At 73.5% G+C, this 22,184-nt stretch carries 19 protein-coding genes; 12 read left to right on the top strand and 7 right to left on the bottom strand.

Going from position 1 to position 22,184, the window contains the following annotated elements:
* Nucleotides 1–9: 9 nt before the first annotated feature.
* The 5 genes from ACIP2X_RS11155 to ACIP2X_RS11135 form a co-directional block, all read right to left on the bottom strand.
* Nucleotides 10–981, bottom strand: coding sequence for an SDR family NAD(P)-dependent oxidoreductase (locus ACIP2X_RS11155; RefSeq protein WP_401670470.1), 972 nt, complete (start codon nucleotides 979–981; stop codon nucleotides 10–12).
* Nucleotides 982–1,014: 33 nt separating this feature from the next.
* On the bottom strand, nucleotides 1,015–1,485 hold the full coding sequence (locus ACIP2X_RS11150; RefSeq protein WP_401670468.1) for an MSMEG_6728 family protein: 471 nt from the start codon (nucleotides 1,483–1,485) through the stop codon (nucleotides 1,015–1,017).
* A gap of 85 nt (nucleotides 1,486–1,570) precedes the next feature.
* A complete protein-coding gene (locus ACIP2X_RS11145; RefSeq protein ID WP_401670465.1) occupies nucleotides 1,571–1,873 on the bottom strand; it encodes a muconolactone Delta-isomerase family protein in 303 nt (100 codons plus the stop codon).
* 82 nt (nucleotides 1,874–1,955) lie between these two features.
* A complete protein-coding gene (locus ACIP2X_RS11140; protein WP_401670462.1) occupies nucleotides 1,956–2,321 on the bottom strand; it encodes a YybH family protein in 366 nt (121 codons plus the stop codon).
* Between the two features lie 42 nt (nucleotides 2,322–2,363).
* On the bottom strand, nucleotides 2,364–3,077 hold the full coding sequence (locus tag ACIP2X_RS11135) for an SDR family NAD(P)-dependent oxidoreductase (RefSeq protein WP_401670458.1): 714 nt from the start codon (nucleotides 3,075–3,077) through the stop codon (nucleotides 2,364–2,366).
* Nucleotides 3,078–3,297: 220 nt separating this feature from the next.
* Between ACIP2X_RS11135 and ACIP2X_RS11130 the strand changes: the two genes are divergently transcribed.
* From ACIP2X_RS11130 to ACIP2X_RS11085, 10 genes are all read left to right on the top strand, one after another.
* Nucleotides 3,298–4,782, top strand: coding sequence for a SpoIIE family protein phosphatase (locus tag ACIP2X_RS11130; protein WP_401670456.1), 1,485 nt, complete (start codon nucleotides 3,298–3,300; stop codon nucleotides 4,780–4,782).
* Between the two features lie 321 nt (nucleotides 4,783–5,103).
* Nucleotides 5,104–5,628, top strand: coding sequence for a hypothetical protein (locus ACIP2X_RS11125; protein ID WP_401670454.1), 525 nt, complete (start codon nucleotides 5,104–5,106; stop codon nucleotides 5,626–5,628).
* Nucleotides 5,629–6,026: 398 nt separating this feature from the next.
* A complete protein-coding gene (locus ACIP2X_RS11120; RefSeq protein ID WP_401670452.1) occupies nucleotides 6,027–8,159 on the top strand; it encodes a hypothetical protein in 2,133 nt (710 codons plus the stop codon).
* A gap of 85 nt (nucleotides 8,160–8,244) precedes the next feature.
* Entirely contained in the window at nucleotides 8,245–9,756 is a 1,512-nt protein-coding gene (pelF, locus tag ACIP2X_RS11115) for a GT4 family glycosyltransferase PelF (protein ID WP_401670449.1), read from the top strand.
* Nucleotides 9,753–11,177, top strand: a complete 1,425-nt coding sequence (locus ACIP2X_RS11110) for a hypothetical protein (protein WP_401670446.1) — start codon at nucleotides 9,753–9,755, stop codon at nucleotides 11,175–11,177. Before pelF ends, ACIP2X_RS11110 begins: the two co-directional genes overlap by 4 nt.
* A gap of 75 nt (nucleotides 11,178–11,252) precedes the next feature.
* Entirely contained in the window at nucleotides 11,253–12,254 is a 1,002-nt protein-coding gene (locus tag ACIP2X_RS11105) for a GDP-mannose 4,6-dehydratase (protein ID WP_401670444.1), read from the top strand.
* A 31-nt stretch (nucleotides 12,255–12,285) separates the two neighbouring features.
* Nucleotides 12,286–12,999, top strand: coding sequence for an NDP-sugar synthase (locus tag ACIP2X_RS11100; RefSeq protein ID WP_401670442.1), 714 nt, complete (start codon nucleotides 12,286–12,288; stop codon nucleotides 12,997–12,999).
* A 6-nt stretch (nucleotides 13,000–13,005) separates the two neighbouring features.
* Nucleotides 13,006–13,932 (top strand): NAD-dependent epimerase/dehydratase family protein, encoded by a 927-nt coding sequence (locus tag ACIP2X_RS11095; protein WP_401670439.1) that lies wholly within the window; start codon nucleotides 13,006–13,008, stop codon nucleotides 13,930–13,932.
* Complete coding sequence (locus ACIP2X_RS11090) at nucleotides 13,929–14,591, top strand: spherulation-specific family 4 protein (protein ID WP_401670436.1); 663 nt, start codon at nucleotides 13,929–13,931, stop codon at nucleotides 14,589–14,591. The genes ACIP2X_RS11095 and ACIP2X_RS11090 overlap by 4 nt, the downstream gene beginning before the upstream one ends.
* Entirely contained in the window at nucleotides 14,588–15,376 is a 789-nt protein-coding gene (locus ACIP2X_RS11085) for an endo alpha-1,4 polygalactosaminidase (RefSeq protein WP_401670433.1), read from the top strand. The genes ACIP2X_RS11090 and ACIP2X_RS11085 overlap by 4 nt, the downstream gene beginning before the upstream one ends.
* Before the next feature lie 6 nt (nucleotides 15,377–15,382).
* On the opposite strand, the gene ACIP2X_RS11080 is transcribed toward ACIP2X_RS11085, so the two are convergent.
* Nucleotides 15,383–16,591, bottom strand: coding sequence for an MFS transporter (locus ACIP2X_RS11080; protein WP_401670431.1), 1,209 nt, complete (start codon nucleotides 16,589–16,591; stop codon nucleotides 15,383–15,385).
* A 135-nt stretch (nucleotides 16,592–16,726) separates the two neighbouring features.
* On the opposite strand from ACIP2X_RS11080, the gene ACIP2X_RS11075 reads away from it, so the two are divergent.
* Nucleotides 16,727–17,698, top strand: a complete 972-nt coding sequence (locus ACIP2X_RS11075) for a LysR family transcriptional regulator (RefSeq protein WP_401670429.1) — start codon at nucleotides 16,727–16,729, stop codon at nucleotides 17,696–17,698.
* Here the strand turns inward: ACIP2X_RS11075 and ACIP2X_RS11070 are convergent, their stop codons facing one another.
* A complete protein-coding gene (locus ACIP2X_RS11070) occupies nucleotides 17,699–18,190 on the bottom strand; it encodes a flavin reductase family protein (protein WP_401670426.1) in 492 nt (163 codons plus the stop codon). It lies immediately after the preceding gene.
* A gap of 225 nt (nucleotides 18,191–18,415) precedes the next feature.
* On the opposite strand from ACIP2X_RS11070, the gene ACIP2X_RS11065 reads away from it, so the two are divergent.
* The gene (locus ACIP2X_RS11065; protein ID WP_401672297.1) at nucleotides 18,416–22,132 is read left to right on the top strand and encodes a S8 family serine peptidase; all 3,717 of its coding nucleotides are present in this window, start codon (nucleotides 18,416–18,418) and stop codon (nucleotides 22,130–22,132) included.
* Nucleotides 22,133–22,184 lie beyond the last annotated feature (52 nt).

Genomic DNA, 22,184 nt, shown 5'->3' with positions numbered 1-22,184 from the left:
GGCCGGCAGTCAGGCGGCGAAGGCGTCCACGCCTGTCAGTTCGGCGGACAGGGCCCACAGGCGGGCGGCCTGCTCGGGATCCGTGGCCCACTCCTTGACGCCCACCCGTGCACCGTCCGCGGGGGCGGGTCCGGCGATGTCGCAGTCCTCCAGGTAGACGCCGCCCATGCCGTCCAGCTGGGGGGAGGTCGCCGCCCAGACCTGCGTCGCCGCGCCTTGCTGCGGCGTCTTGAACGCCTCGGGGTGGAGCAGGTTGCCGTCCTCGTCGATCCAGCCCCGCTCGACCATCTCCTGCTTCGCCAGATGCCGCTGGAGGGGGGTGAGGATGCCGCCGGGGTGCAGCGAGAAGGCCCGCACGCCGCACTCCCGGCCGAGCCGGTCGAGATGCACGGCGAACAGGGCGTTGGCCGTCTTGGCCTGGCCGTACGCCTCCCACTTGTCGTAGTCGCTCCGCCAGTGGACGTCGTCCCAGTGGACGGGGGAGCGATGGTGACCGGACGAGGAGACCGCGACGACGCGGGCGCCGCCCGGCTCGATCGCCGGCCAGAGGCGGTTGACGAGGGCGAAGTGGCCGAGGTGGTTGGTGGCGAACTGCGCCTCCCAGCCCGGTCCCACCCGGGTCTCCGGGCAGGCCATGACCGCGGCGCTGTCGATGACCATGTCCAGGCTCCGGCCCGAGGCGAGGAACCGCTCGGCGAACGCGCGCACGCTGTCGAGGTCGGCGAGGTCCAGTTCGTCCACCTCGACGCCGTCGATCCCGGCCAGGTTCTCCCGCGCCGCGTCGACCCGGCGTGCCGGGACGACGACCTGGGCGCCCGCCTTGGCGAGCGCCCGCGTCGTCTCGACGCCGATGCCCGAGTAGCCGCCGGTCACCAGGGCGAGCCGGCCCGTGAGGTCGATCCCCGCGAGGACGTCGTCGGCGGTGCTCCGGGCGCCGAACCCGGAACCGAGCTTGTGCTGAGGTGTGGTGCGGTAGCTCATGGATCCACGCTACGAATTCGAGTGCCCTCGAAGTCAAACGCTGCCCCGGTCGGACCGCGGCCACACGTAGGGCAGATCGTCCGGCACTCCGGGGAACGCGTCCGCGTACGACTCCGGGTCCTTGCGCACGAGCGCGGAGCGGTGACTGAGGTGGAAGGCGGCGTCGCCCAGCCAGGGCGGCAGCTCCCCGGCGGCGGCGAGCGCGGCCTGGTCCCGCACGGGGGCGCCCGGACGGGACGCGCCGAGGCCCGCGACGAGCGAGGCGGCACAGCTGTCCTGGTGCCCCTGCTCACGCCAGACCCGGCAGACCTCCAGCCCGTAGCGGACCAGCGCCTCCTCGTAGCCGCTCCACATGCGCACCGCGGGGTGCCTGCGCCAGCCGTACCCCGGCACGGTCAGGCCCCGCAGCACCTGGAGCGCCTCGACCCGCTGCTTGCCCAGCCGGCGACGGTCGAGCAGCAACGCGGAACGGCGGAAGTCCGGATCGGGCAGGAACGTCTGCATGAGCGCCGTCCTGACGTGGGGGTGGTGCGGATGCGCCGCCGTCTTCGGGCGGTCCGGCCGGCCTCGGGGGCGCGCACCACCATTCTCACGCGGGCGGGCCGGCACTGCCCGGATCGTTGGGGTGGGGCTCCAGTTCGGTGACGTCAGCGGTCATCCAGGGCCACAACGGCAGTGTGCCGAGGACGTCCCGGCGCAGTTCCGCCTCGTCGGCGGCGCGCCACACGCCGATGCTGCGCCGCTCCCCGACGGGGCGCCACAGCCGCACCAGGTGCCCGCCGGCCGCCAGTTCCCCGGCACGTGCGGCCTCCGCGGCCCGGACCCGGTCGACCTCCGCCGGGTCCGTGCCCTCCGGGACGGTGGTGGTGAGTTCGACGAGGAACTCTCGCATGTTCGTACTCTCTCTCGTGTGGGCGTCCCGGCGCCCGGGGAAGGGAACGGGGACCGCCGTGCGCGGCCCCCGCCGCGGTGCCTCAGTCCTCGGGAGCGGTCCGGGAGACGTGGTACTGACGTATCTTCCAGTCGTTCTCGTCGCGCCGCAGGACCAGCGACAGGTGCACCTTCGCCTCCCACCCCGCCGGGTCGCTGAAGGTGACGTCGGCGAAGCCGCCGGCCACGCTCTCGCCGAGGGCGTAGGTGTGCAGGACCGTGACGTCGGCGCGCCGGTCAGGCGCGACCGCCGCGTAGTAGGACCGCACGCTCTCGCGGCCGACGGTCGGCACCGGCCCGAAGCCCTGGAAGAGCGCGTCGGGGGTGAACAGCTCGGCCATCACGTCCGGCCGGTGGTGGTCGAAGGCGTCCTTCCAGCGGGTGAGGACGTCGTGCAGGGGGTGACTCATGGCCTTGCTCCTCCTGATCCGGGGGGATCGAGGTCGAGGGGGTCAGTGCCCGGCGGTCTGTCCGCCGTCGACGGGGAGGATCGCGCCGGTGACGAAGGGGGCGTTCTCCAGGTAGACGACCGCGTCGGCGATGTCGGCGACCTCTCCCATGCGGCCCAGGGGGTGCATGGCGGCAAGCGTCTCGTGGTGCTCCTCGGGGTGCATGGGCGTCTTGATCGTGCCGAGGGCCACCGCGTTGGCGCGGATGCCGCGGGAGGCGTACTCGATGGCCAGTGCCTTGGTGGCGGCCTGCAGCCCGCCCTTGGACAGGGACGCGAGCACCGACGGCACTCCCGAGTTGGGGTGGTCGACCAGGCTGGTGGTGACCTGGACGACGTGGCCGCCGCCCTGCCGGAGCATCTGCTCTATCGCGAGCTGGCTGATGCGGAAGAAGCCGTCGACGTTCACCCCGAGGACCGCCTCGTAGTCCTCCCGCGTGTACTCGGTGAACGGCTTGGCGAGGAAGATCCCCGCGTTGTTGACGAGCGTGTCGATCCGGCCGAACCGCTCCACACCGGCCGCGATGACGCGCTCGGCGGTGTCACGGTCGGCGATGTCTCCCTGGACGGTGAGGACGTCGGTGTCCTGCGACGGGGCGATGCCGCGCGAGGTGGCGACGACGGCGTAGCCCAGCTTGCGGTACGCGGTGACCAGACCCGCGCCGATGCCCTGCGACGCACCGGTGACGACCGCGACCTTCTGTGTCCGAGTGCTCATGATGACCTCTCCGGGAAGTGGGGGACCGATCGACAGCCGACCGGTCGTCTAAAGTAGACGACCGGTCGATTATATGCAAAGCGGGGCGCCGGGTGGGGTGTGTGAGAAGCGTCGCCGGTGTGCACGCGCCGGTCGCGGCGAGGGACGATGGAGTGGCCGTCGTAGGGAAAGCCGGCCCGTGGTCCGGCCGGCGGATCGGCGGCCGGAAGGAGCCAGGGGTATGCGTGCGACCGAACCCCTCCGGAGTGCTCCCGGCACGTCGGGCGGGGTCGCGTCGGGGTCCGGTGGTCTGCTGGACGTGCTGAACGTGGCCGCAGTCCTGCTGGACGCCGAGGGCCGGATCGACCTGTGGAGCCCCCAGGCCGAGCTCCTCTTCGGCTACAGCGCCGAGGAGGCGCTGGGCCGGTACGCCGCCCGGCTGCTGATCGACGAGGAGGACCTGGAGACCGTGCTCGACCTGTTCGCCCGGGTCATGCGCGACGGCGAGAGCTGGGCCGGGGTCTTCCCCGTCCGGCACAAGGACGGCAGCAGGCGCCTGGTGGAGTTCCGCAACATGCGGCTGCTGGACGAGCGGGGCGACTACTACGCGCTCGGGCTGGCCGCGGACCAGGCGACGCTGCGCCAGGTGGAGCGCAACCTCTCCCTGTCCGACCAGCTGGTGTCCCAGTCACCGATCGGGCTGGCCATGCTGGACGGCGACCTTCGCTACCTCTCCGTCAATGCCGCGGAGGAACGGATGAACGGCGTGCCGGCCGCCCAGCACGTCGGTCGTCACGTCAGTGAGGTGCTGCCCCACCTGGACCGGTCCTTCGAGCAGTCCATGCGCCAGGTGCTGGCCACCGGGACGCCGATCCTGGACCAGTACACCGTGGGCCGCACGGCGGCCGACCCGGACAACGACCACGCCTGGTCGGTCTCGTTCTACCGGCTCGAAGCCTCCAGCGGCACGGTTCTGGGCGTGGCCACCTCCAGCGTCGACGTCACCGACCGGCACCGCGCCGTCGAGGAGCAGCGCCGCACCGCCCTGACCCTCCAGCGCAGCCTGCTGCCGCACCCTCCACCGCAGCGCCCCGGCCTCGACGTCGCCTACCGCTACCGTCCCGCGCAGGCCACCGTCGAGATCGGCGGCGACTGGTTCGACGTCATTCCCCTGGCGGGCGACAAGACGGCACTCGTCGTCGGCGACGTCATGGGCAGCGGCGTCACGGCCGCGGCGGCCATGGGGCAGCTGCGCACCGCCACGAGGACCCTGGCCGACCTCGATCTGCCACCCGCCCAGGTGCTGCACCACCTCGACCACATCACCGACGACCTCGAAACCCTCGCGACGTGCGTCTACGCCGTCTTCGACCCCGGCGCGGCGCAATGCCGGATCTCGCTCGCGGGGCATCTGCCGCCCGCGCTCCTGCACGCGGACGGGGCCTGCGAACTCCTCGTCCTGCCCACCGGCGCGCCGCTGGGCGGCTGCGGCATCGCCTTCGACTCCACCTCCTTCGCCTTCGGGCCCGGCGATCAGCTCGTCCTGTACACCGACGGCCTCGTCGAGCGGCGTGACCGGCCCATCGACACCTGCCTGGAGGTGCTGCTGGCCGTCCTGGACGACCCGGCCCGACCGCTGGACACCACCTGCGACCGGCTCCTGCGCATCCTGCGCACCGGAGGGGACCGCGACGACGTGGCCCTGCTCATCGCCCGAGCCGGTTGAGCGGCAGCGGCGGCAAGGCCGAAAACCACCCGGCTGACCGAGATCGACCGGTGCGCCCCCACCGCATCCGTACTCCCGGACCCCCCTGCGCGATCGGTACGCGCCAAAGGCGCCACCGCCGCGCCGGTGGATCCCGGCCCGCACCGCCGCCCCGCGGCCCCCTCGCCGTACCGGGCGCGGCGTGCACGTATACGATCCGCGACCTCTCGTCACACTTCCCCCGCACCACCTTCACGCGAAGCGCACTTTCGGTCGTCCCCGGATCGCGGCCGCCCTGCGGGGGCAGACGGCCGGTCGCCCCCGTGCCTAGCCTCCCTGGCCATGCGATCACCTCTGATGAGACGCCTCGGTCTCACCACCGTCCTCGCCCTCGTCCTCGCCGTGTTCGGCCTGGCCCCCGCCGCGAGCGCCGATCCGGCCCCCGCCGAGCTGTCCTTCACCACCGATGCCGCCACCACCACGCCGGGCGGCACGGTCGACGTGTCGATGACGCTCACGAACAACAAGACGTACGACATCTGGTTCGTCTACCAGACGATCGACCCCACCTGGCTGACCACCCAGCGCCCGGACCTCAAGTACTCCTTCACCGGCTGCACCCTCACCGCGCCGAGCGGCACCAGCTCGTGTTCGGGCACCGGCCCCGCCAACCTCGGCGCCAACTACGGCGCCACGATCCCGCCCGGCCAGAGCCGCACCGTGACGCTGACGCTGCAGGTCGCCCCGGACTCCGGCTGCAACGGGAACATCGGCTTCTACTCGTACTTCTACGCCGAGTTCAGCGACACCGCGAGCATCAGCGGCGGTCCGGTCTACACGCCCGAGACGCGCGTGCTGTGCGCCTGACGCCCCGCGCCGGGCGGGACGCCATGACCAGAAACCCCTCCATGGTCGTCCGCCGCGCGGTTCGCTCCCGATGACAGCTCCGCCGGCGAGCCCACAGGGCCCGCCGGCGGCTTGCTTCACCCCTCCCACCTGGGCAGTCGCCCTCGAAGGGGGGTCCCGCGGGGGTGGGTGCCGGGGTGGTGGACACCCGGCCCGAGCCGAGTCGGTGCCTGCCGGCCACCTGCTTTTTTCCGTCAGGTTTCGCAACGGAACCACAAAAGCTTCACAGGTACCCCACCATTTGACGCGACGGATGCGTGAACGACCGGTCTCTGAGGGGGAAGCCGGCGGCACGCGAGGGGGTGCGTCCGCTCCGCGGAGCCGTACTCACCCCTGCCCTGGGGAGGGGACAGCACCGCATGAAGCGGACTTTTCGCACCACTCTGGTGACGACGGGCGCGCTGATAGCCGCCCTCTGCGTGCCGGCTGCGGCCGCACCGGCGGACGCCGCCGACGCCCGTGTCGACCTGCGGGTGCTCGTCGTGACCGACGGGGGGCCGGCGACCGACGCCATCGCGGCCGAACTGGACGCCGCGGGAACGCCGTACACGGAGATCGACCTCACCCGTGCCGACCGGCCCGTGATCGACGCCGGCTATCTCGCGGACACCGTGGACGGCCGGGACCGCGCCAGGTTCCAGGCCGTGGTGCTGCCCAACGACAACCCGTTCCCGGCGAACTCCCCGGAGATGGCCGCGCTCGTGGCCTACGAGCGGGCCTACGACATCCCGCAGGTCGACGCGTACACGTACGCGCGTCCCGAGGCCGGGCTCCAGTACCCGGTGTTCGGCGGTTACTCCGGCAGCCTCGACGGGGTGAGCGCCCGGATCACCGACGCCGGCCGGTCCGGTCCGTTCGGCTACCTCGACGGTGCGGTGCCGTTCGAGGACAACTCGCCCACCGTGGGCGAGAGTTACGCCTACCTGTCGACGCCGGTCGCCGGCGCCGACTTCACCCCGTACGTCGAGGCGGCCATCCCGGGCACCGGCAGGCGCGGCTCGCTGGTCGGTGAGTACCGGCACGACGGACGGCGCGAACTCGTCGTGACCTTCGTCTACAACCAGTACCAGCAGCAGTTCCGGCTGCTGGCCCGCGGCATCGTGGCCTGGATGACCGACGGCATCCACCTCGGCGCCTCCCGCAACTACTTCGCCGTGCACGTCGACGACGTCTTCGCGGCGGACGACCGCTGGAACTCCACGCTCAACTGCACGCCCGGCGACGTCGACTGCACGGACCCGAACGCCACGCCCGACCCGATCCGCATGGTCCCCGCGGACGTCGACCACGCGGTCGCCTGGCAGCGTGAGCGCGGTTTCACCCTCGACTTCGCCTACAACGGCGCCGGCAGCGTCGACCACCGCGAGGACAACGGCGGCGCCGACCCGCTGGCCGACCGGCTCCTCACCGAACGCGGTGAGTTCCGCTGGATCAACCACACCTACACGCACGCCTTCCTCGGCTGCAAGCAGGACACCGCCGTCGTGCCCTGGCGCTGCGCCACCAACGCCGACGGATCCGTCAAGTGGGTCAGCCGCAACGACATCGCCGACGAGATCGCGGCCAACCGGGTGTGGGGACGCCTCGCCGGACTGCCCCTCGACGACGACGAGTTGGTCACCGGCGAGCACTCCGGACTGCGGGTCCTGCCGCAGCAGACGGTGGACAACCCGAACCTGGCGCCCGCCCTGGCCGACAACGGCGTCGACTGGCTGGCCTCGGACAACTCCCGCGAGCCCGACCAGCGGCGGGTCGGGGCGGCCACCACGGTGCCCCGCTACCCGATGAACATCTTCTACAACGCGGGCAGGGCGGCCGAGCAGGTCGACGAGTACAACTGGATCTACACCAGCCGCGCACAGGGCGGCAGCGGCATCTGCGAGGACAACCCGGCCACCACCACCTGCCTGCCCGCCCCGCTCGACCTCGCCACCGGCTACGCGGACCACATCGTCCCGCTGGAGCGGCAGATCGCCCTCGGCCACGTCCTGGCCAACGACCCCAAGCCGCACTTCATCCACCAGTCGAACCTGGCCGAGGACCGCATCGCCTACCCCGTCCTCGACGGGGTCCTCGACGCCTACGACACGCTCTTCGCGTCGAACACCCCCCTGGTGAACCTGCCGATGGCGGACATCGGGGCCGAACTCCAGCGCCGCGCCGCCTGGCGCGCCGCCGTGCGGGACGGACAGGTCACCGCCTACCGCATCGGCACCACCGTCACCGTCGAGGGCCCGGCCGGTGTGACCGTCCCCGCGACCATGCCCGACGGCACCACGCGGGCCGGCTCCGCCTTCGGTGAGGCCTACGCGGGCGACCGGTCCGGATGGACCGCCTCCGCCGGCGCGCCGCTCACCCTCACCCTGCCGGGCTCCGCCGCCGCCTCCACGGCCTCCGACACCGTCGGCTCCGCGCCCGCCGGTGAGCCGGCGCCGGACACCCGCGTGCCCGAGGGCGTCGCCGAACCCCTTTCCCCCGGCGCGGGGAGCTGACCGGACCACCGGCAGCGAGGTCCCGGCCGCCCGTCGGCGGCCGGGACCGGCACGACCACCCACACCTCGGCCGTGGAGCACATCGATGCACGTTCACCCCAGCGGGCGGCCCTTCGGCGCGACCCGCGTCACCCTCCTCACCGAAGGCACCTACCCCCACAGTCACGGCGGCGTGAGCGTCTGGTGCGACCAGCTCGTCACCGGCATGCCGGACATCGACTTCGACGTCATCGCCGTCACGGGCACCGGCCGTGAGCCGGTCGTGTGGGAACTGCCGGACCACGTCTCCGGCGTCCTGTCCGTCCCCATGTGGGGCGACGCCCCGGCGGGCGGCCCGCCCCGCGGCCGCGCCCGCAGACGGCTCGCGGACGCCTACGAGCGTTTCGTGACCGCGCTGCTCGACCCGGGCGCCGAGCACGGCTTCGCCCCCGCCCTGTACACGCTGGCGGGGGCGGCGGCGGACGGAGCGCTCAGCCCCTTCCTGCGCGGCGACACCGCGATCGCGGTGCTGACCGCCGTATGGCGGCGGCCGGGGCTGGCCGTGCGTGAGGCGGGCCCGACCCTGCACGACGCCCTCACGGCGACCGGGCTGCTCGAGCACGCCCTGCGCCCGCTGGCCGCACCGCCACCCGAGAACGGCGTCGCGCACGCCGTCAGCGGCGGGGTCGCCGTCCTGCCCGGGCTCGCGGCCCTCGAACGCCACGGGGTGCCCCTGCTGTTGACCGAGCACGGCGTCTACCTGCGCGAGCGCTACCTCGGCTACCGCACCGCTCCCTACCGCTGGCCGGTGAAGGCGGTGATCCTGGGCTTCTTCCGGCTGCTGGCGGAGGAGAGCTACCGCCGGGCGGCACTGATCACCCCCGGCAACCGCTACAACCGGCTGTGGGAGGAGCAGGGCGGCGCCGACCCGGCGTCGATCCGCACGGTCTACAACGGCGTCGACCCCGCCGCGTTCCCGCCGGCCGGCCCCGAGCCGGGGACGCCGACCCTCAGCTGGGCCGGGCGGGTCGACCCGATCAAGGACCTGGAGACCCTCATCCGGGCCTTCGCCCTCGTCCGCGACCGGCTGCCCGACGCGCGGCTGCGGATGTTCGGCGGGACGCCCCGGGGCGGAGAGGCCTACCGGGAGCGCTGCGAGGCGCTCGCCGCCGAGTTGGGACACGCCGACGCCGTGACGTTCGAGGGACGCGTCGACGACATCAAGGACGCCTACGCGGCGGGCAACGTCGTGATGCTGTCCAGCATCAGCGAGGGCTTCCCCTTCACCCTGATCGAGGCCATGTCGTGCGGACGGGCGACCGTCTCCACCGACGTGGGCGGTGTCCGGGAGGCCGTCGGCGACACCGGTCTCGTGGTGCCGCCGCGCGACCCGGAGGCGATGGCCGCGGCCGCCCTGGAACTGCTCGGCGACCCCGCCCGGCGCCGGGCCATGGGCGAGGCGGCCCGGCTGCGCGTGATCGAGCAGTTCACGCTCCGGCAGACCATCGACACGTTCCGCGCCATCTACCACGAACTCGCCACGGGCCCGCAGCAGTCGCCCGACCGGATCGTCCTGCCCGCCCCGGCGGTCACCGGCACCGGGAGCCTCGCCGTATGAGCGGGCCGATGTCCCTCGAACCCGGCGGCGTCGAACAGGACACGCTGGCGCTGCGGCTGGCCCGGCCCCGGCGCCGCCGCCCCCGCTGGGCCCTGGACGACACGGCCGACGACAGGACGCTCGCGATCCGGGTGCCGCGCCAGGGACCCGACGAGGAGGCGGTCAGCGCGCTCGCCGCCGAACTCGCCGACCGCATAGGCCCGGCCGTCCACCCCTACGAGGTGGCCGCGCTGCTGGAGGCGGACGGCCTGTCCGCCTCCGTCGTCAACGAGCGCTACGGCCATCCGAACCTGTTCTCCCTGGCGTCAGCGCTGTACGCGCGCGTGCCACGGTCGTTCCCCGAGCCGTCCGCGCCGCCCGACCCGTGGCGGCCCGACACGGTCCGCTGCCTGCTGCGCGGGGTGCTGTTCGCCCTGCCCGCGCTGGCCTACCTGCTCACCGCCCCGCTGTGGCCCGTCGCGCGGTACGCACCCGTCCTGGTCGTGGCGGGCATCGCCTCCTGGGCCTGGGGACAGGCCCTCGGACACCGCGCGCACCTCCGGCTGGTGAGGGGCCGCCGGGAGGCCTCCGGCACCCTGCTGACCGGTTCCCTGCTCGGCGCAGCGGTGGCCACCGGACTCGCCGCACTGCCCGCCGGAGGCGGCGGTACGGTCCTCGCGGTGGCGGCCGGACAGTCGCTGTACCTGGCGGCGGCCGGCGTGCTGCTGGTGCTGGCCCGGGAGAGGCTGCTGCTGGCCGCGCTCAGCCCGCTGGTCGCGGGGGCCGCGCTGCTGCCGTGGTGGGAACCGGGTCCCGTCCTGCGGTGGACACTGCCCCTGCTGGCGCTGCTGGCCACCCTCGCCGCCACCGCCCACGTCCTGCGGGCGGGCCTCGCGACCGCGGCCGCCCCCGGCGGTCCGCGCCCGCCCCTGCTCTCCTCCCTCCCGTACGGCCTGTTCGGGCTGGCCGCGGCCGTGCTGGTCATGCTGGAAGGCCGGCGGCACCCGTACGCGGTGATCGCGCTGACGCTGAGCATGGGCCCGGCCGAGTGGCTGCTGTACCGCTACCGGGGCTGGTCGGTCGCCGCCCTGCGGGTCAGCCGGACACCGCGGGCGTTCGTACGCCGCTCGGCCGCCGTCCTCGGCCTCTGCCTGACCTGCTACCTGCTGCTGTTGCTGCCCCCGGCGCTGCTGACCGGAGCCGACCCCGCCGCCGTGCTGCTCCTCGCGGCGGCCCTGTGGACCGCGCTCCTCCTGCAGGCCTTCGGCATCGCCTGGCCGCCGGCCGTGCTCTGCCTTGCGGCGGCCGGCGCCGCCGGTGCGGTCACCTGGCTGCACCTGCCACCCGGCCCGGCCGTTCTGCCGGCCGCCTGCGGTGTGGCCGCCGTCTGCCTCGCGGCCTGTGCGGTACGCCTGCTCGGCAGGCCGTCCCCGCACCTCTGACCTCGCCGCTGCCCACCCGCCGCGCGCCCACCGGAGCGGCACCTTGCCCTTGCCACGACGAAAGGAACCGAAGAGTTGACCTCCGCACCGCTCGCCGCCGTCACCGGAGCCGAAGGTTTCATCGGCTCGCACCTCACCGAGGCGCTCGTCGCCTCCGGACACCGCGTCAGGGCCATGGCCCAGTACAACTCCTTCTCCTCCTACGGCTGGCTGGAGAGCCTGCCCGCCGAGGTGCTCGACCAGGTGGAGATCGTCCTCGGCGACGTACGAGATCCCGGCTCGGTACGCGGACTGCTCGACGGCGCCGACTGCGCGTACCACCTGGCCGCGCTCATCGCGATCCCGTACTCCTACCAGGCCCCGCACAGCTACGTGGACACCAACGTCACCGGCACCCTCAACGTGCTGGAGGCGGTACGCGCGCTGGGCACACCGCGCCTCGTGCACACCTCGACCAGCGAGACCTACGGCACCGCGCAGACCGTGCCGATCACCGAGGACCACCCCATCAACACCCAGTCCCCGTACGCCGCTTCGAAGGCCGGGGGCGACCGGCTCGCCGACAGCTACCACGCCAGCTTCGGCACCCCCGTGGTGACGCTGCGGCCCTTCAACACCTTCGGCCCGCGCCAGTCGATGCGCGCGGTGATCCCCACCGTCGTCGGCCAGGTGGCGGCAGGGCAGCGCACCATCACCCTCGGCGACCTGCGGCCCACCCGGGACTTCACCTTCGTCGAGGACACCGCGCAGGCCTTCCTCGCGGTCGGCACCGCCCCGGCCGAGCAGGTCGTGGGCCGCACCTTCAACGCCGGGACCGGCGGCGAGATCTCCGTCGGCGACCTGGTCGCGCTGATCGGCAAGGTCATGGACGCGCCCCTCGACGTCCGTGAGGACGCCGAACGCCTGCGCCCCGCGGCCTCCGAGGTGATGCGCCTCGTCGCCGACGCGACCCGGCTGACCGCTGCGACCGGCTGGCGGCCCGGTCACACGCTGGAGGAGGGACTCTCGCGCACCGCGCGGTGGTTCGCCGATCCGGCCAACCTCGCCCGCTACAAGACCGGCATCTACAACATCTGACCCGACCGGACGTACTCGCAGGAGGTATGCCATGCACGCAGTCATCCTGGCCGGAGGAAAGGGCGTTCGGCTGCGGCCGTACACCACGGCGCTGCCCAAGCCCCTGGTTCCCATCGGCGACCAGCACGCCATCCTGGAGATCGTGCTGCGCCAGCTGTCCACGGCCGGTTTCACCCACTGCACCCTCGCCATAGGCCACTTGGGCGAGATCATCCGCGCCTATGTCGGCGACGGCGCGCAGTGGGGCATGAGAGTCGACTACGCCACCGAGGAGAGCCCGCTCGGCACCATGGGTCCGCTGCTCCAACTGCGCGAGCGTCTCCCGGAGCACTTCCTGGTCATGAACGGCGACGTGCTCACCGACCTCGACTACGCCGACGTGCTGCGCCGGCACGAGGAGTCGGCGGCGCCGCTGACCATCGCCACGTACGCCCGCAAGGTGCACATCGACTTCGGCGTGCTGACGACGGACGACAGCCGCGTGGTCGCCTTCACCGAGAAGCCCAGCATCGACTACCGGGTGTCCATGGGCGTCTACGGCGTCTCGCGGACCACCCTCGACGGCTACACGCCCGGCCTTCCGCTGGGCTTCGACGAGCTGGTGCTGGATCTGCTCGCGGCCGGACAGCCGCCGCACGCCTACGAGTTCGACGGCTACTGGCTGGACATCGGGCGCCCCGACGACTACGACCGGGCCAACGCGGAGTTCACCAGCCGCAAGTCCTTGCTGCTCAAAGGAGCCTGAGCACCGATGCGCATCCTCGTCCTCGGCGCCACCGGCTACCTGGGCGGACACGTCGTCGAGCGGCTGCGTGCCCGCCCCGGCACGCAGCTGCTCGTCGGCGGCCGCTCACCCGACGCCGACGTCGCCGTCGACCTCGCCCGTGGCGGCCCGCGCGAACTGGCCGAGGCGCTGGCCGGGGCCGCGCCCGCGGTCGTCGTGAACTGCGCGGGCGCGACCGGGGGCGACGCCGTCACCCTCGCGGAGGTCAACGCGCGCGGCCCCGCCGCGCTGTGCGCCGCACTGCGGGAGGCGGCTCCCGCGGCCCGCCTGGTCCATCTCGGCTCGGCCGCCGAGTACGGACCCGGCACACCGGGCCTGCGGGTGCGGGAGTCGGACCCGGCCGGCCCGGTCGGGCCCTACGGCGCGACCAAGCTGGCGGGCACGGTGGCGGTGACCGCGTCGGGTCTGGACGCGGTGGTGCTGAGGGTGGGGAACCCGGTGGGACCGGGGGCCCCGCCCACCGGGCTGCCCGGACGGGTCGCCGCGCTGCTCGGCGAGGCCGGGCGCGATCCGGACGCGACGCTGCGGCTCGGCGACCTCTCGGCGCACCGCGACTTCGTGGACGTACGCGACGTGGCCGCCGCGGCGGAGCTCGCGGCCACCGCCGTGGGTCCGCTGCCGCCCCTTCTCAACATCGGGGGCGGTGAGGCGGTCCCCGTACGGGAGCTGGTGCGGAGGCTGGCGACGGCCGCCGGGTTCCGGGGCCGCATCACCGAAGCGGGCGGCGGCGGGTCCGCGCGCTCCGCTCAGGTGTCCTGGCAGTGCTCCGACATCAGCGCCGCACGCGACGCCCTCGGCTGGCGGCCCACGCACGGCCTCGACGTGTCGGTGGCGGCCCTGTGGGCCGCGCGCGCGGTCCGGTCCCCGCGCCCCGAAGGGGTACCGGCACCGTGAGCCTGCTGATCCCGCTCTACGTCCACCCGGCCGAGGACCCGGCCGCGTGGCACCGCCTCATCACCTGCGCCGCCCGCACCCACGCGGTCGTGCTCAACCCCGCGAACGGACCAGGTGAGGTGAAGGACCCGGCGTTCCTCGCCGCCGCGCGGGCGCTGCGCGCGGCCGGGGCCCGGCTGCTCGGCTACGTCGACACGGACTACGGGGCGCGCGAACCGGCGCAGGTGATCGCCGACATGCGCCGGCACCAGGAGTGGTACGCCGCGGACGGCTGCTTCCTCGACCAGACGACCGCGGACCCCGACGGACTGCCGGCCTGCCGGCGTCTGGTGCGCTCCCTGCGCAAGCAGGGCGTGTCGACCGTGGTCCTCAACCCGGGCGTCCACCCCGCCCCCGGCTACGTGGCCCTCGCCGACCTGACCGTCACCTTCGAGGGCCACTGGTCCACGTACGTCTCGTCGTTCAGCCGCCCGTCGTGGACCGAGCGGCAGCCGCCCGAACGGTTCTGCCACCTGGTCTACGGCGTGCCCGCCCCGCTGGTTCCGCTCGCCGTGCGCACCGCGCTCCAGCGCGGCGCGGCGGTGTGCGGGCCGGTGACGGGCGAGCCGCCCAACCCCTGGTCGGGGCTGACCCCCGCGCTGGCCGAGGCGGACCGGTGAGAGGGCCGGTCGCGGCCTGCACCGCCGTGCTGCTGCTCCTGGCCACCCTCGCCGCATGCTCCGAGGAGCCCGAGCGCGCGCCCCGCGCGCTGTGGCAGCCGCGGCCGGGACTCGCCTGGCAGTGGCAGCTCGACGGCAAGGTCGACCCGTCCGTCGACGTGCCCGTCTACGACATCGACGGCTTCGAGAACAGCGCCGACGACGTGGCCCGCCTGCACCGCGACGGCCGCAAGGTGATCTGTTACATCAACGTCGGCGCCTGGGAGGACTACCGTCCCGACCGGAAGGCCTTCCCGCGCTCCCTGCTGGGCAGGCCCAACGGCTGGCACGGCGAACGCTGGCTCGACATCCGCCGTATCGGCGTCCTGCGGCCCCTCATGGAACGCCGCTTCGACATGTGCCGCGACAAGGGCTTCGACGCAGTGGAACCAGACCTGGTGGAGGGCTACGCCAACGAAACCGGATTCCCCCTGACCGCGAGCGACCAGCTCCGCTACAACCGCATGATCGCCGACATCGCCCACGACCGCGGCCTTGCCGTGGGTCTCAAGAACGACCTGGCCCAGATCCCCCACCTGCTCGACGACTTCGACTTCGCCGTGAACGAGGAGTGCGCGCAGTTCGACGAGTGCGCGCTCCTCGCACCCTTCATCGCCGCCGGCAAGGCGGTCTTCCACGTGGAGTACGCGCGGACCACCGGAAGCTTCTGCGCGCAGGCCCGGCAACTGAAATTGTCGTCGATGCGCAAGAAGTTGGAGCTGGGCACCTGGCGCGAACCGTGCTGAGCGCGGTCACGCGGCGGCGCGGCGGGGGAGCAGCAGCGGGGTCGCCAGCAGCAGCACACCGGCCAGGCCGATGGCCGTACGCGGGCCGAGCAGGCCGCCGAGCACGCCCCAGAGGGCCGTCAGGAGCGCGGTCGACGCCCGGGTCGTCACCGCCCAGGCGGTCAGGGTGCGGGTGACCCGGTCGGCCCGGGTGCGCTCCAGGCGGCAGGTGGCGTGGACGGGGTTGAAGACACCGCAGCAGAGGATGAGCGCGAACTCGACGCCCGTCACCAGCAGCAGCCCGCCGGTGCCCGGCCCGAGGAAGGCCAGGCCGACGGGCCAGGCCGCGCGCAGCGACCCGGCCGTGACCAGGACCCGGTGCTGCCCGAACCGGGTGACCAGGCGCGGGGCCAGCCGGGCGCCGAGCAGCCCGCCGACCGAGGGCGCGGCGAAGGCCAGGCCGTACTGCCACGGCGCGAAGCCGAGGTGCCCGAGCATCAGGACGGCCAGCAGCGGTGAGACGGCCATCACCAGTCCGTTGAAGAGCGCGGTGTTCAGGAACAGCGGACGAAGCGTGGCGTCGGCGAGGATGTACCGCCAGCCGTCCAGCAGGTCCAAGGCCCGCAGGCGCCCGGCCTCGCGGCGCTCGGGCGGCGGCTCGTGCCCACCGATCGCGCGGATGCCCAGGGCCGAGGCCAGGTGGCTGACCGCGTCGGCCAACACGGTGACCGTCGGACCGAGGAGGCCGATCGCCGCACCGCCCAGCGGCGGCCCGACGATCGTGGCCGTCCAGGCCGTGGACTCGAACCGGGCGTTGGCCACGAGCAGGTGCTCGGCCGGCAGCAGCGCCTTCAGGTAGGCGCCGGAGGCGGCCCGGAAGGTGATGTCGGCCGCCGCGACGACCACCGAGACCAGCAGGAGCTGAAGGAAGGTGAGCGCGCCGAGGGCGTACGCGGCGGGGACCGTCAGCAGCGCGGCGCACCGCACAAGGTCCGTCGCGATCAGCACGTGCCGTTTGCGGCGGAACTCCACCCACGGGCCGAGCGGCACCGCCACGGCCGCGCCCACCGCGGCCCCCACGGCGGAGAGCGCCGCGACCCCGGCCGGCCCGGCGTGCAGCACCTGGAGGGCGATCAACGGGAACGCGCCGAAGGCGAGCCAGGTGCCGAGCGCACTGGTTCCGTACGCCGCCCACAGCCACCCGAACCGCCGGCCCAGCCGCTGCCCGTACCTCATGGCCGACCCCCTCCCGCCTCCGCCGTGTACAACTGATCCGCGACCGGAGGCATCAAAACGAGCGCCGTCGACCCAGGTCAAACAACCACGGAGCCGGTGTGCCACAACCAATGGTTGTGGCCCTAGGGTGTCGGCATGGACCTCGACACCGTCCGCACGTTCGTCGTCGCCGCCGACGCGGGGCAGTTCCAGGAGGCCGCGGCCGAGCTCGCCGTCACCCAGCAGGCCGTCTCCAAGCGCATCGCCTCACTGGAGCGCCACCTCGGGGTGCGGCTGTTCACGCGCACCCCGCGCGGCGCCGGACTCACCATCGACGGCCAGGCGTTCCTTCCCCACGCCCGCGAACTGCTGCGCGTCGCCGAGCGGGCGGCCGCTTCCGTGCACACCGCCCGCCGCCCGCTGCGCGTCGACATCATCGCCTCGCGCGGTGCCGCGTCGGGCCTCCTGCGCGGCTTCCACCGGGCGTACCCCGAGATCGAGCTCGACGTGGTGATGCTGTTCGACATCGAGACGGCCGTCGCGGCGATCCGCTCCGGCGCCGTCGACGCGTCCTTCCGCGCCGTCGGCGCGCCCGGCCGGCCGCTGCCCGAGGACATCGCCTCCGTCCGGGTGCTGGACGAACCGCTCCAGCTCCTCACCGGCCCCGCGCACGCGCTGGCGGGCGCCCGTGCGGTGACCCTCGCCGAGCTCGTGGGGCACCGGATCTGGATGCCCGGCATCGTCCCCGGAACCGAGTGGGCCGCCTACTACGACGACCTCGTCGCCGAGTTCGGCCTCACCATCGAGGCCACCGGCCCCAACTTCGGCTCCGACGCGCTCCTCGACACCATCGCCGACACCCCGGCACTGGCCACGTTCATGGGCGGGCACACCCGGCTCGTCTGGCCCGCCGGCCACGGACTGCGCCGCATCCCGGTGACCGGCCCGACACCCGTCTACCCGCACTCCCTCGTGTGGCGCCGCGACGACCCGCACCCGGCGCTGGCCACCCTCCGCGCCCACCTCGCCGCCATGGCGGACGGCCACCACGCCGCCGGGACCTGGGTGCCGGAGTGGACACCGGACCGGACAGCGGAGGGGCCGCGGGACCGGGTGTGGTCGCGCTGATCACTCCACGGGGTGGCCGGGCTCGATGCCGTAGGTGTCGCTGAGCCGGAGCAGCGGCCCGCCTGAGGCGTCCCGCGCGCCCCACTCGACCGGGTCCAGGACGAACCCGACATGATCGCCTCCGCCGACCCGCTCCACGGCCCGGCCGACGAACCACGCCTCGGCGTCCTCCAGCACCGCGGTGCCGCCGTGCCCCGGTCGCCACCGGACGTCCCGGAACTTGTCGTGCCCGTCGTCGCCGGTCCGCCCACCGAAGATCTCCGCCAGCCCCGACTGCTCCGGGCCCAGCAGATGGACGGCCAGGAACCGCGCGGACCGCGCCACCCGGAACGTGCGGTTCGCCTCCGACAGCCACACCACGAACCGCACCGGGCGCAGCGAGCACTGCGAGGCGAACCCGACGAGGCATCCGGCGCGCTCCTCGCCCGCCACGGCCGTCACCACATACATGTCGGGATCGAGGCGGTCGGTGAATTCGTCCATGTGCGGCATGCTCGAACCCCTCCTGCTCTGTGCGGCGTGCGACCGTGCGACCCACAAGTGCCCCGAAAACGGCTTCCTTTGCCGCCCCGAACCGTCGCGGCCACCGGACGCGTCCCGCGTCGCAACTGCGCCATGGCACAACCGCGACGCCACCCGGCTCTTGAGCACGGCCGGGGGTGGCCCGACGATCAGGGTCTTCCTCTCTTCACCACGGTCTGAGGAGTCCTCTTGCACATGGTTCCCCACCCCAGGCCCGGCCTGCTGGCGCTCGGCGCGGTCGCGGCCCTGGTTCTCGGGGCCGTACCGGCCGCGACCGCCGTACCCGGGCACCCGGCCGGTGCCGCGCCGTCCGCCGGCACCGCACCACGGTCACCCGGCAACGGCGGCACCCACACCGTCACGCTGATCACCGGCGACAAGGTCACCATCGGCACCGCCGCCGACGGCACCGTCGTGCGGTCCTTCGAAGGCGCGAACGGCACCACCACCGGCTACCACCGGGCGGTCCTCGACGGCGCGACCTACGTCTACCCGGACTCCGTGCTGCCCTACGTCAGCGCCGGGAAGCTCGACAAACGGCTGTTCAACGTGACGCAGTTGATCGCCGACGGCTACGACGACGCGCACGCCGACCGGCTACCGCTCATCGTGCGGTACACCGACGCGGCGGCGAGGTCACGGACCCGGCCGGACGTGGCGGGCGCGACCGTCGTCCGCCGGCTGAACAGCATGCAGGGCGCCTCCCTGGCCCAGAACCGCCAGAAGGCAACGGTGTTCTGGTCCGCGCTCACCGGCGACCCGGCCCCGGCGACGGCCCGTGGCGCGCGGCCCGCCTTCACGAACGGCATTGCCAAGGTGTGGCTGGACGGCAGGGTGCGGGCCGACCTGTCGGAGTCGACCGCGCAGGTCGGCGCGCCGGAGGTGTGGGAGAAGGGGAACACCGGCAAGGACGTGAAGGTCGCGGTCCTCGACACCGGCGTGGACCCCGAACACCCCGATCTCGCCGAACAGGTCGACGCCCGTGCCACCTTTGTCCCCTACGAGGAGGACGTCACCGACTACCACGGTCACGGCACGCACGTCGCCTCGACGATCGCCGGCACCGGCAGCGCCTCCGAGGGCAAGGAGCGGGGCGTCGCCCCCGGCGCCCGGCTGGGCATCGGCAAGGTCCTCGACAACGAGGGCCGGGGCCAGGAGTCCTGGATCATCGCGGGCATGGAATGGGCCGCCCGGGACCAGCAGGCCAAGATCGTCAACATGAGCCTCGGCGGCGGCGGGGACCACACCGACCCGATGAGCGAGGCCGTCGACCGGCTCAGCCGCGAGACGGGCGCGCTGTTCGTCGTCGCCGCGGGCAACGGCGGCCCCAAGTCCGTCACCAGCCCCGGTGCCGCGGACTCGGCGCTCACCGTCGGCGCCGTCGACGCGGCGGACCGGCTCGCCGAGTTCTCCAGCCAGGGCCCGCGTGACGGCGACGCCGGCCTCAAGCCCGAGATCACCGCGCCGGGCGTCGACATCCTGGCGGCGCGCACCCACTACCAGCGGGGCGGCACGGGCCACTACACCACGATGAGCGGCACGTCGATGGCGACACCGCACGTCGCCGGCGCCGCCGCGCTGCTGGCCGCGGCGCACCCGGACTGGACCGGCGCGCGCCTGAAGGAGGCGCTGGTGTCCAGCGCCGAGGCCACCCCGGCGTACACGCCGTACCAGGCGGGCGCCGGACGGCTCGACGCCGCCGCGGCGGTGCGTGCCTCGGTCTTCGCGACCGTCAGCGCCTACTCCGGCTTCCACACCTCGCCCGCGCAGCCGGGAGAGACCGACGTCCGGAAGGTGACGTACACCAACGTCGGGGACGCCCCGGTCGACCTGGACCTCGCGATCGACGCCGACAGCGCCCCGGCGGGGCTGTTCGGCCTCTCCGAGGGCCGGATCACCGTACCCGCCCACGGCACCGCCTCGGTCTCCCTCACCGCGGACCTTCCGCTGCTTCCTGCCGACCGGCCGGTCAGCGGCATGATCACCGCCACGGACGGGGCCGGTGAGGTCCGGGCCCGCACCCTGATCGGCGGGGCCCGGGAGGGGCTGCGGCGCGAACTGACCGTCGTCGCCAAGGACCGTTCGGGCCGACCGCTGTCCGGCCGGGTCTACCTCCTATCCAAGGGCCGCTTCGAGGTGCTGGACCTCGACGCGTCCGGCACCGGCACGGCCCGCCTTCCCGAGGGCAGTTACAGCGGCTGGCTGACCGCCGACGTGGCGGGGGCCGAGGGACCCCACTCGCTGGGCATGGCGCTGCTCGCCTTCAACGACGTCCGGCTCGACCAGGACCGCACGGTCACCCTGGACGCCCGCGAGGCGCGCCGGATCGTCGCGCGCGCACCCCGGCAGACCACCGCCGTCGCACCCCGACTGGACGTCCAACGGTCCTTCGGCGACAGCCTGTTCGCGTCCTCCATGCTGCCCAACCCGGCCTACGACAGCATCTGGGCGCTGCCGACCGGCCGGAAGGTCACGGAGGGGGCCTTCGACTTCGGTGCCCGCTTCCGCCTGGAACAGCCGGCGCTGACCGTGGGCACGGGCAACCGAACCTATGACGACCCGCTGGTCAAGCGCGCCGCCCAGCCGCTCCCTGCCGGGACCAGGACCCTGAAGGCGGTCTTCGCCGACGCGGGGACGCCCGACGCCCTGGCCCGGCACGACGTGCGCGGCAAGGCCGTCGTGGTGCGGCGCGGCGACACGGCCGAGATCCGGGAGCAGGCGGAGGCCGCCGCCGCGGCGGGCGCGCGGCTGCTCCTGGTCGTGAACGACGGCATCGGCCGCCTGCAGCCCTGGGACGAGCACCCCTTCAGCCCGGCGAGTCCGGCCCCGCTGACCGTGGCGACGCTGAACGCCGACCAGGGCGCCGACCTGATCGACCGGCTGCGGCGCGGCGCGGTCGCACTGAAGGTGACCTCGCATCCCACCACCGACTACGCCTACGACGTGGTGCGGCACTGGAGCGGCGCGGTCCCGGCGGACCCGACCTGGCGCGTGGAGCCGCGCGAACTGGGCCGGGTGGACGTCTCCTTCCGCAACCCCCGGCCCGGCAAGGCCAACGAGTTCCGCTACGACCTGTGGGAGGGCTGGACCGCCGGCAACCAGCTCACGGCGCCCGCCCAGGGGGAGCGGACCGACTGGGTCACCGCCGGCGCGGACTGGCTGGAGGCGGCCCACGTCGTGGGGGAGACCGGACAGCAGTCGATCGACGTCCTGCGCTACGCGCCCCGCAGGACCGGTGACGTCAAGTGGTTCGGCCCCGTCCAGCGGCCCCGGATGAGCGCGCGCGGTTTCCAGCCGGTGCGCTACCTCGACACGATGTACATCCCCGCCCCGGGCTGGGGGGACTCCGGAGCCGGCCATGTCGGCGACGCGTACGGCAACTACGACGCCGTCAACCGGGTGTCGTTGCACCAGGGAGACCGCGAGCTCGACTGGGGCAACGCCGAGCGGCTCACGACCCCCGAACTCCCCGCCGAGCGCCTGCCCTACCGGCTGGTGGTCGACAACGACCGCGGCGCCTGGGAGCACCCGTACTCGACACACACCTCGACCGAGTGGACCTTCACCTCCGGTGTCACCGGTACCGAGTCGGCCGAGGCGCTCCCGCTGATCCAGCTGGACTACGACGTGGACACCGACAAGGCCGGCCGGGCCGACCGGCGCGCCGGACTGACGGTGACGGCGTCACATCTGCCCGGGACGGCCGCGACCGTCGGGAAGCTCTCCGTCGAGGTCTCCTACGACGACGGGGCGACCTGGCACCGGTCGGACGTGGACCGTCACGGTGACGGCTGGCGCACGAGCCTGAAGGCCCCGAGGAGCGCGGACTTCGTCACCCTGCGGGTCACCGGCAGGGACAGCGCCGGCAACACCGTCATCCAGACGATCACCCGGGCCTTCGGCCTGCGCTGACGTCCCGGAGCAGCACGCGCACGGGCGGGACCGCATCCAGCGGCCCCGCCCT

The sequence above is a fragment of the Streptomyces sp. NPDC089424 genome (assembly GCF_044749345.1).
Classification (GTDB): domain Bacteria; phylum Actinomycetota; class Actinomycetes; order Streptomycetales; family Streptomycetaceae; genus Streptomyces.
The sequence above is the reverse complement of the archived record's forward strand: the minus strand, read 5'-3'. Positions and strand labels throughout refer to the sequence as shown.

Bases quoted from the DNA above. Each gene is read 5' to 3' on its own strand.
- ACIP2X_RS11155 (WP_401670470.1), bottom strand. From the start codon at position 981: ATGAGCTACCGCACCACACCTCAGCACAAGCTCGGTTCCGGGTTCGGC.
- ACIP2X_RS11150 (WP_401670468.1), bottom strand. From the start codon at position 1,485: ATGCAGACGTTCCTGCCCGATCCGGACTTCCGCCGTTCCGCGTTGCTG.
- ACIP2X_RS11145 (WP_401670465.1), bottom strand. From the start codon at position 1,873: ATGCGAGAGTTCCTCGTCGAACTCACCACCACCGTCCCGGAGGGCACG.
- ACIP2X_RS11140 (WP_401670462.1), bottom strand. From the start codon at position 2,321: ATGAGTCACCCCCTGCACGACGTCCTCACCCGCTGGAAGGACGCCTTC.
- ACIP2X_RS11135 (WP_401670458.1), bottom strand. From the start codon at position 3,077: ATGAGCACTCGGACACAGAAGGTCGCGGTCGTCACCGGTGCGTCGCAG.
- ACIP2X_RS11130 (WP_401670456.1), top strand. From the start codon at position 3,298: ATGCGTGCGACCGAACCCCTCCGGAGTGCTCCCGGCACGTCGGGCGGG.
- ACIP2X_RS11125 (WP_401670454.1), top strand. From the start codon at position 5,104: ATGCGATCACCTCTGATGAGACGCCTCGGTCTCACCACCGTCCTCGCC.
- ACIP2X_RS11120 (WP_401670452.1), top strand. From the start codon at position 6,027: ATGAAGCGGACTTTTCGCACCACTCTGGTGACGACGGGCGCGCTGATA.
- pelF (WP_401670449.1), top strand. From the start codon at position 8,245: ATGCACGTTCACCCCAGCGGGCGGCCCTTCGGCGCGACCCGCGTCACC.
- ACIP2X_RS11110 (WP_401670446.1), top strand. From the start codon at position 9,753: ATGAGCGGGCCGATGTCCCTCGAACCCGGCGGCGTCGAACAGGACACG.
- ACIP2X_RS11100 (WP_401670442.1), top strand. From the start codon at position 12,286: ATGCACGCAGTCATCCTGGCCGGAGGAAAGGGCGTTCGGCTGCGGCCG.
- ACIP2X_RS11095 (WP_401670439.1), top strand. From the start codon at position 13,006: ATGCGCATCCTCGTCCTCGGCGCCACCGGCTACCTGGGCGGACACGTC.
- ACIP2X_RS11080 (WP_401670431.1), bottom strand. From the start codon at position 16,591: ATGAGGTACGGGCAGCGGCTGGGCCGGCGGTTCGGGTGGCTGTGGGCG.
- ACIP2X_RS11075 (WP_401670429.1), top strand. From the start codon at position 16,727: ATGGACCTCGACACCGTCCGCACGTTCGTCGTCGCCGCCGACGCGGGG.
- ACIP2X_RS11070 (WP_401670426.1), bottom strand. From the start codon at position 18,190: ATGCCGCACATGGACGAATTCACCGACCGCCTCGATCCCGACATGTAT.
- ACIP2X_RS11065 (WP_401672297.1), top strand. From the start codon at position 18,416: ATGGTTCCCCACCCCAGGCCCGGCCTGCTGGCGCTCGGCGCGGTCGCG.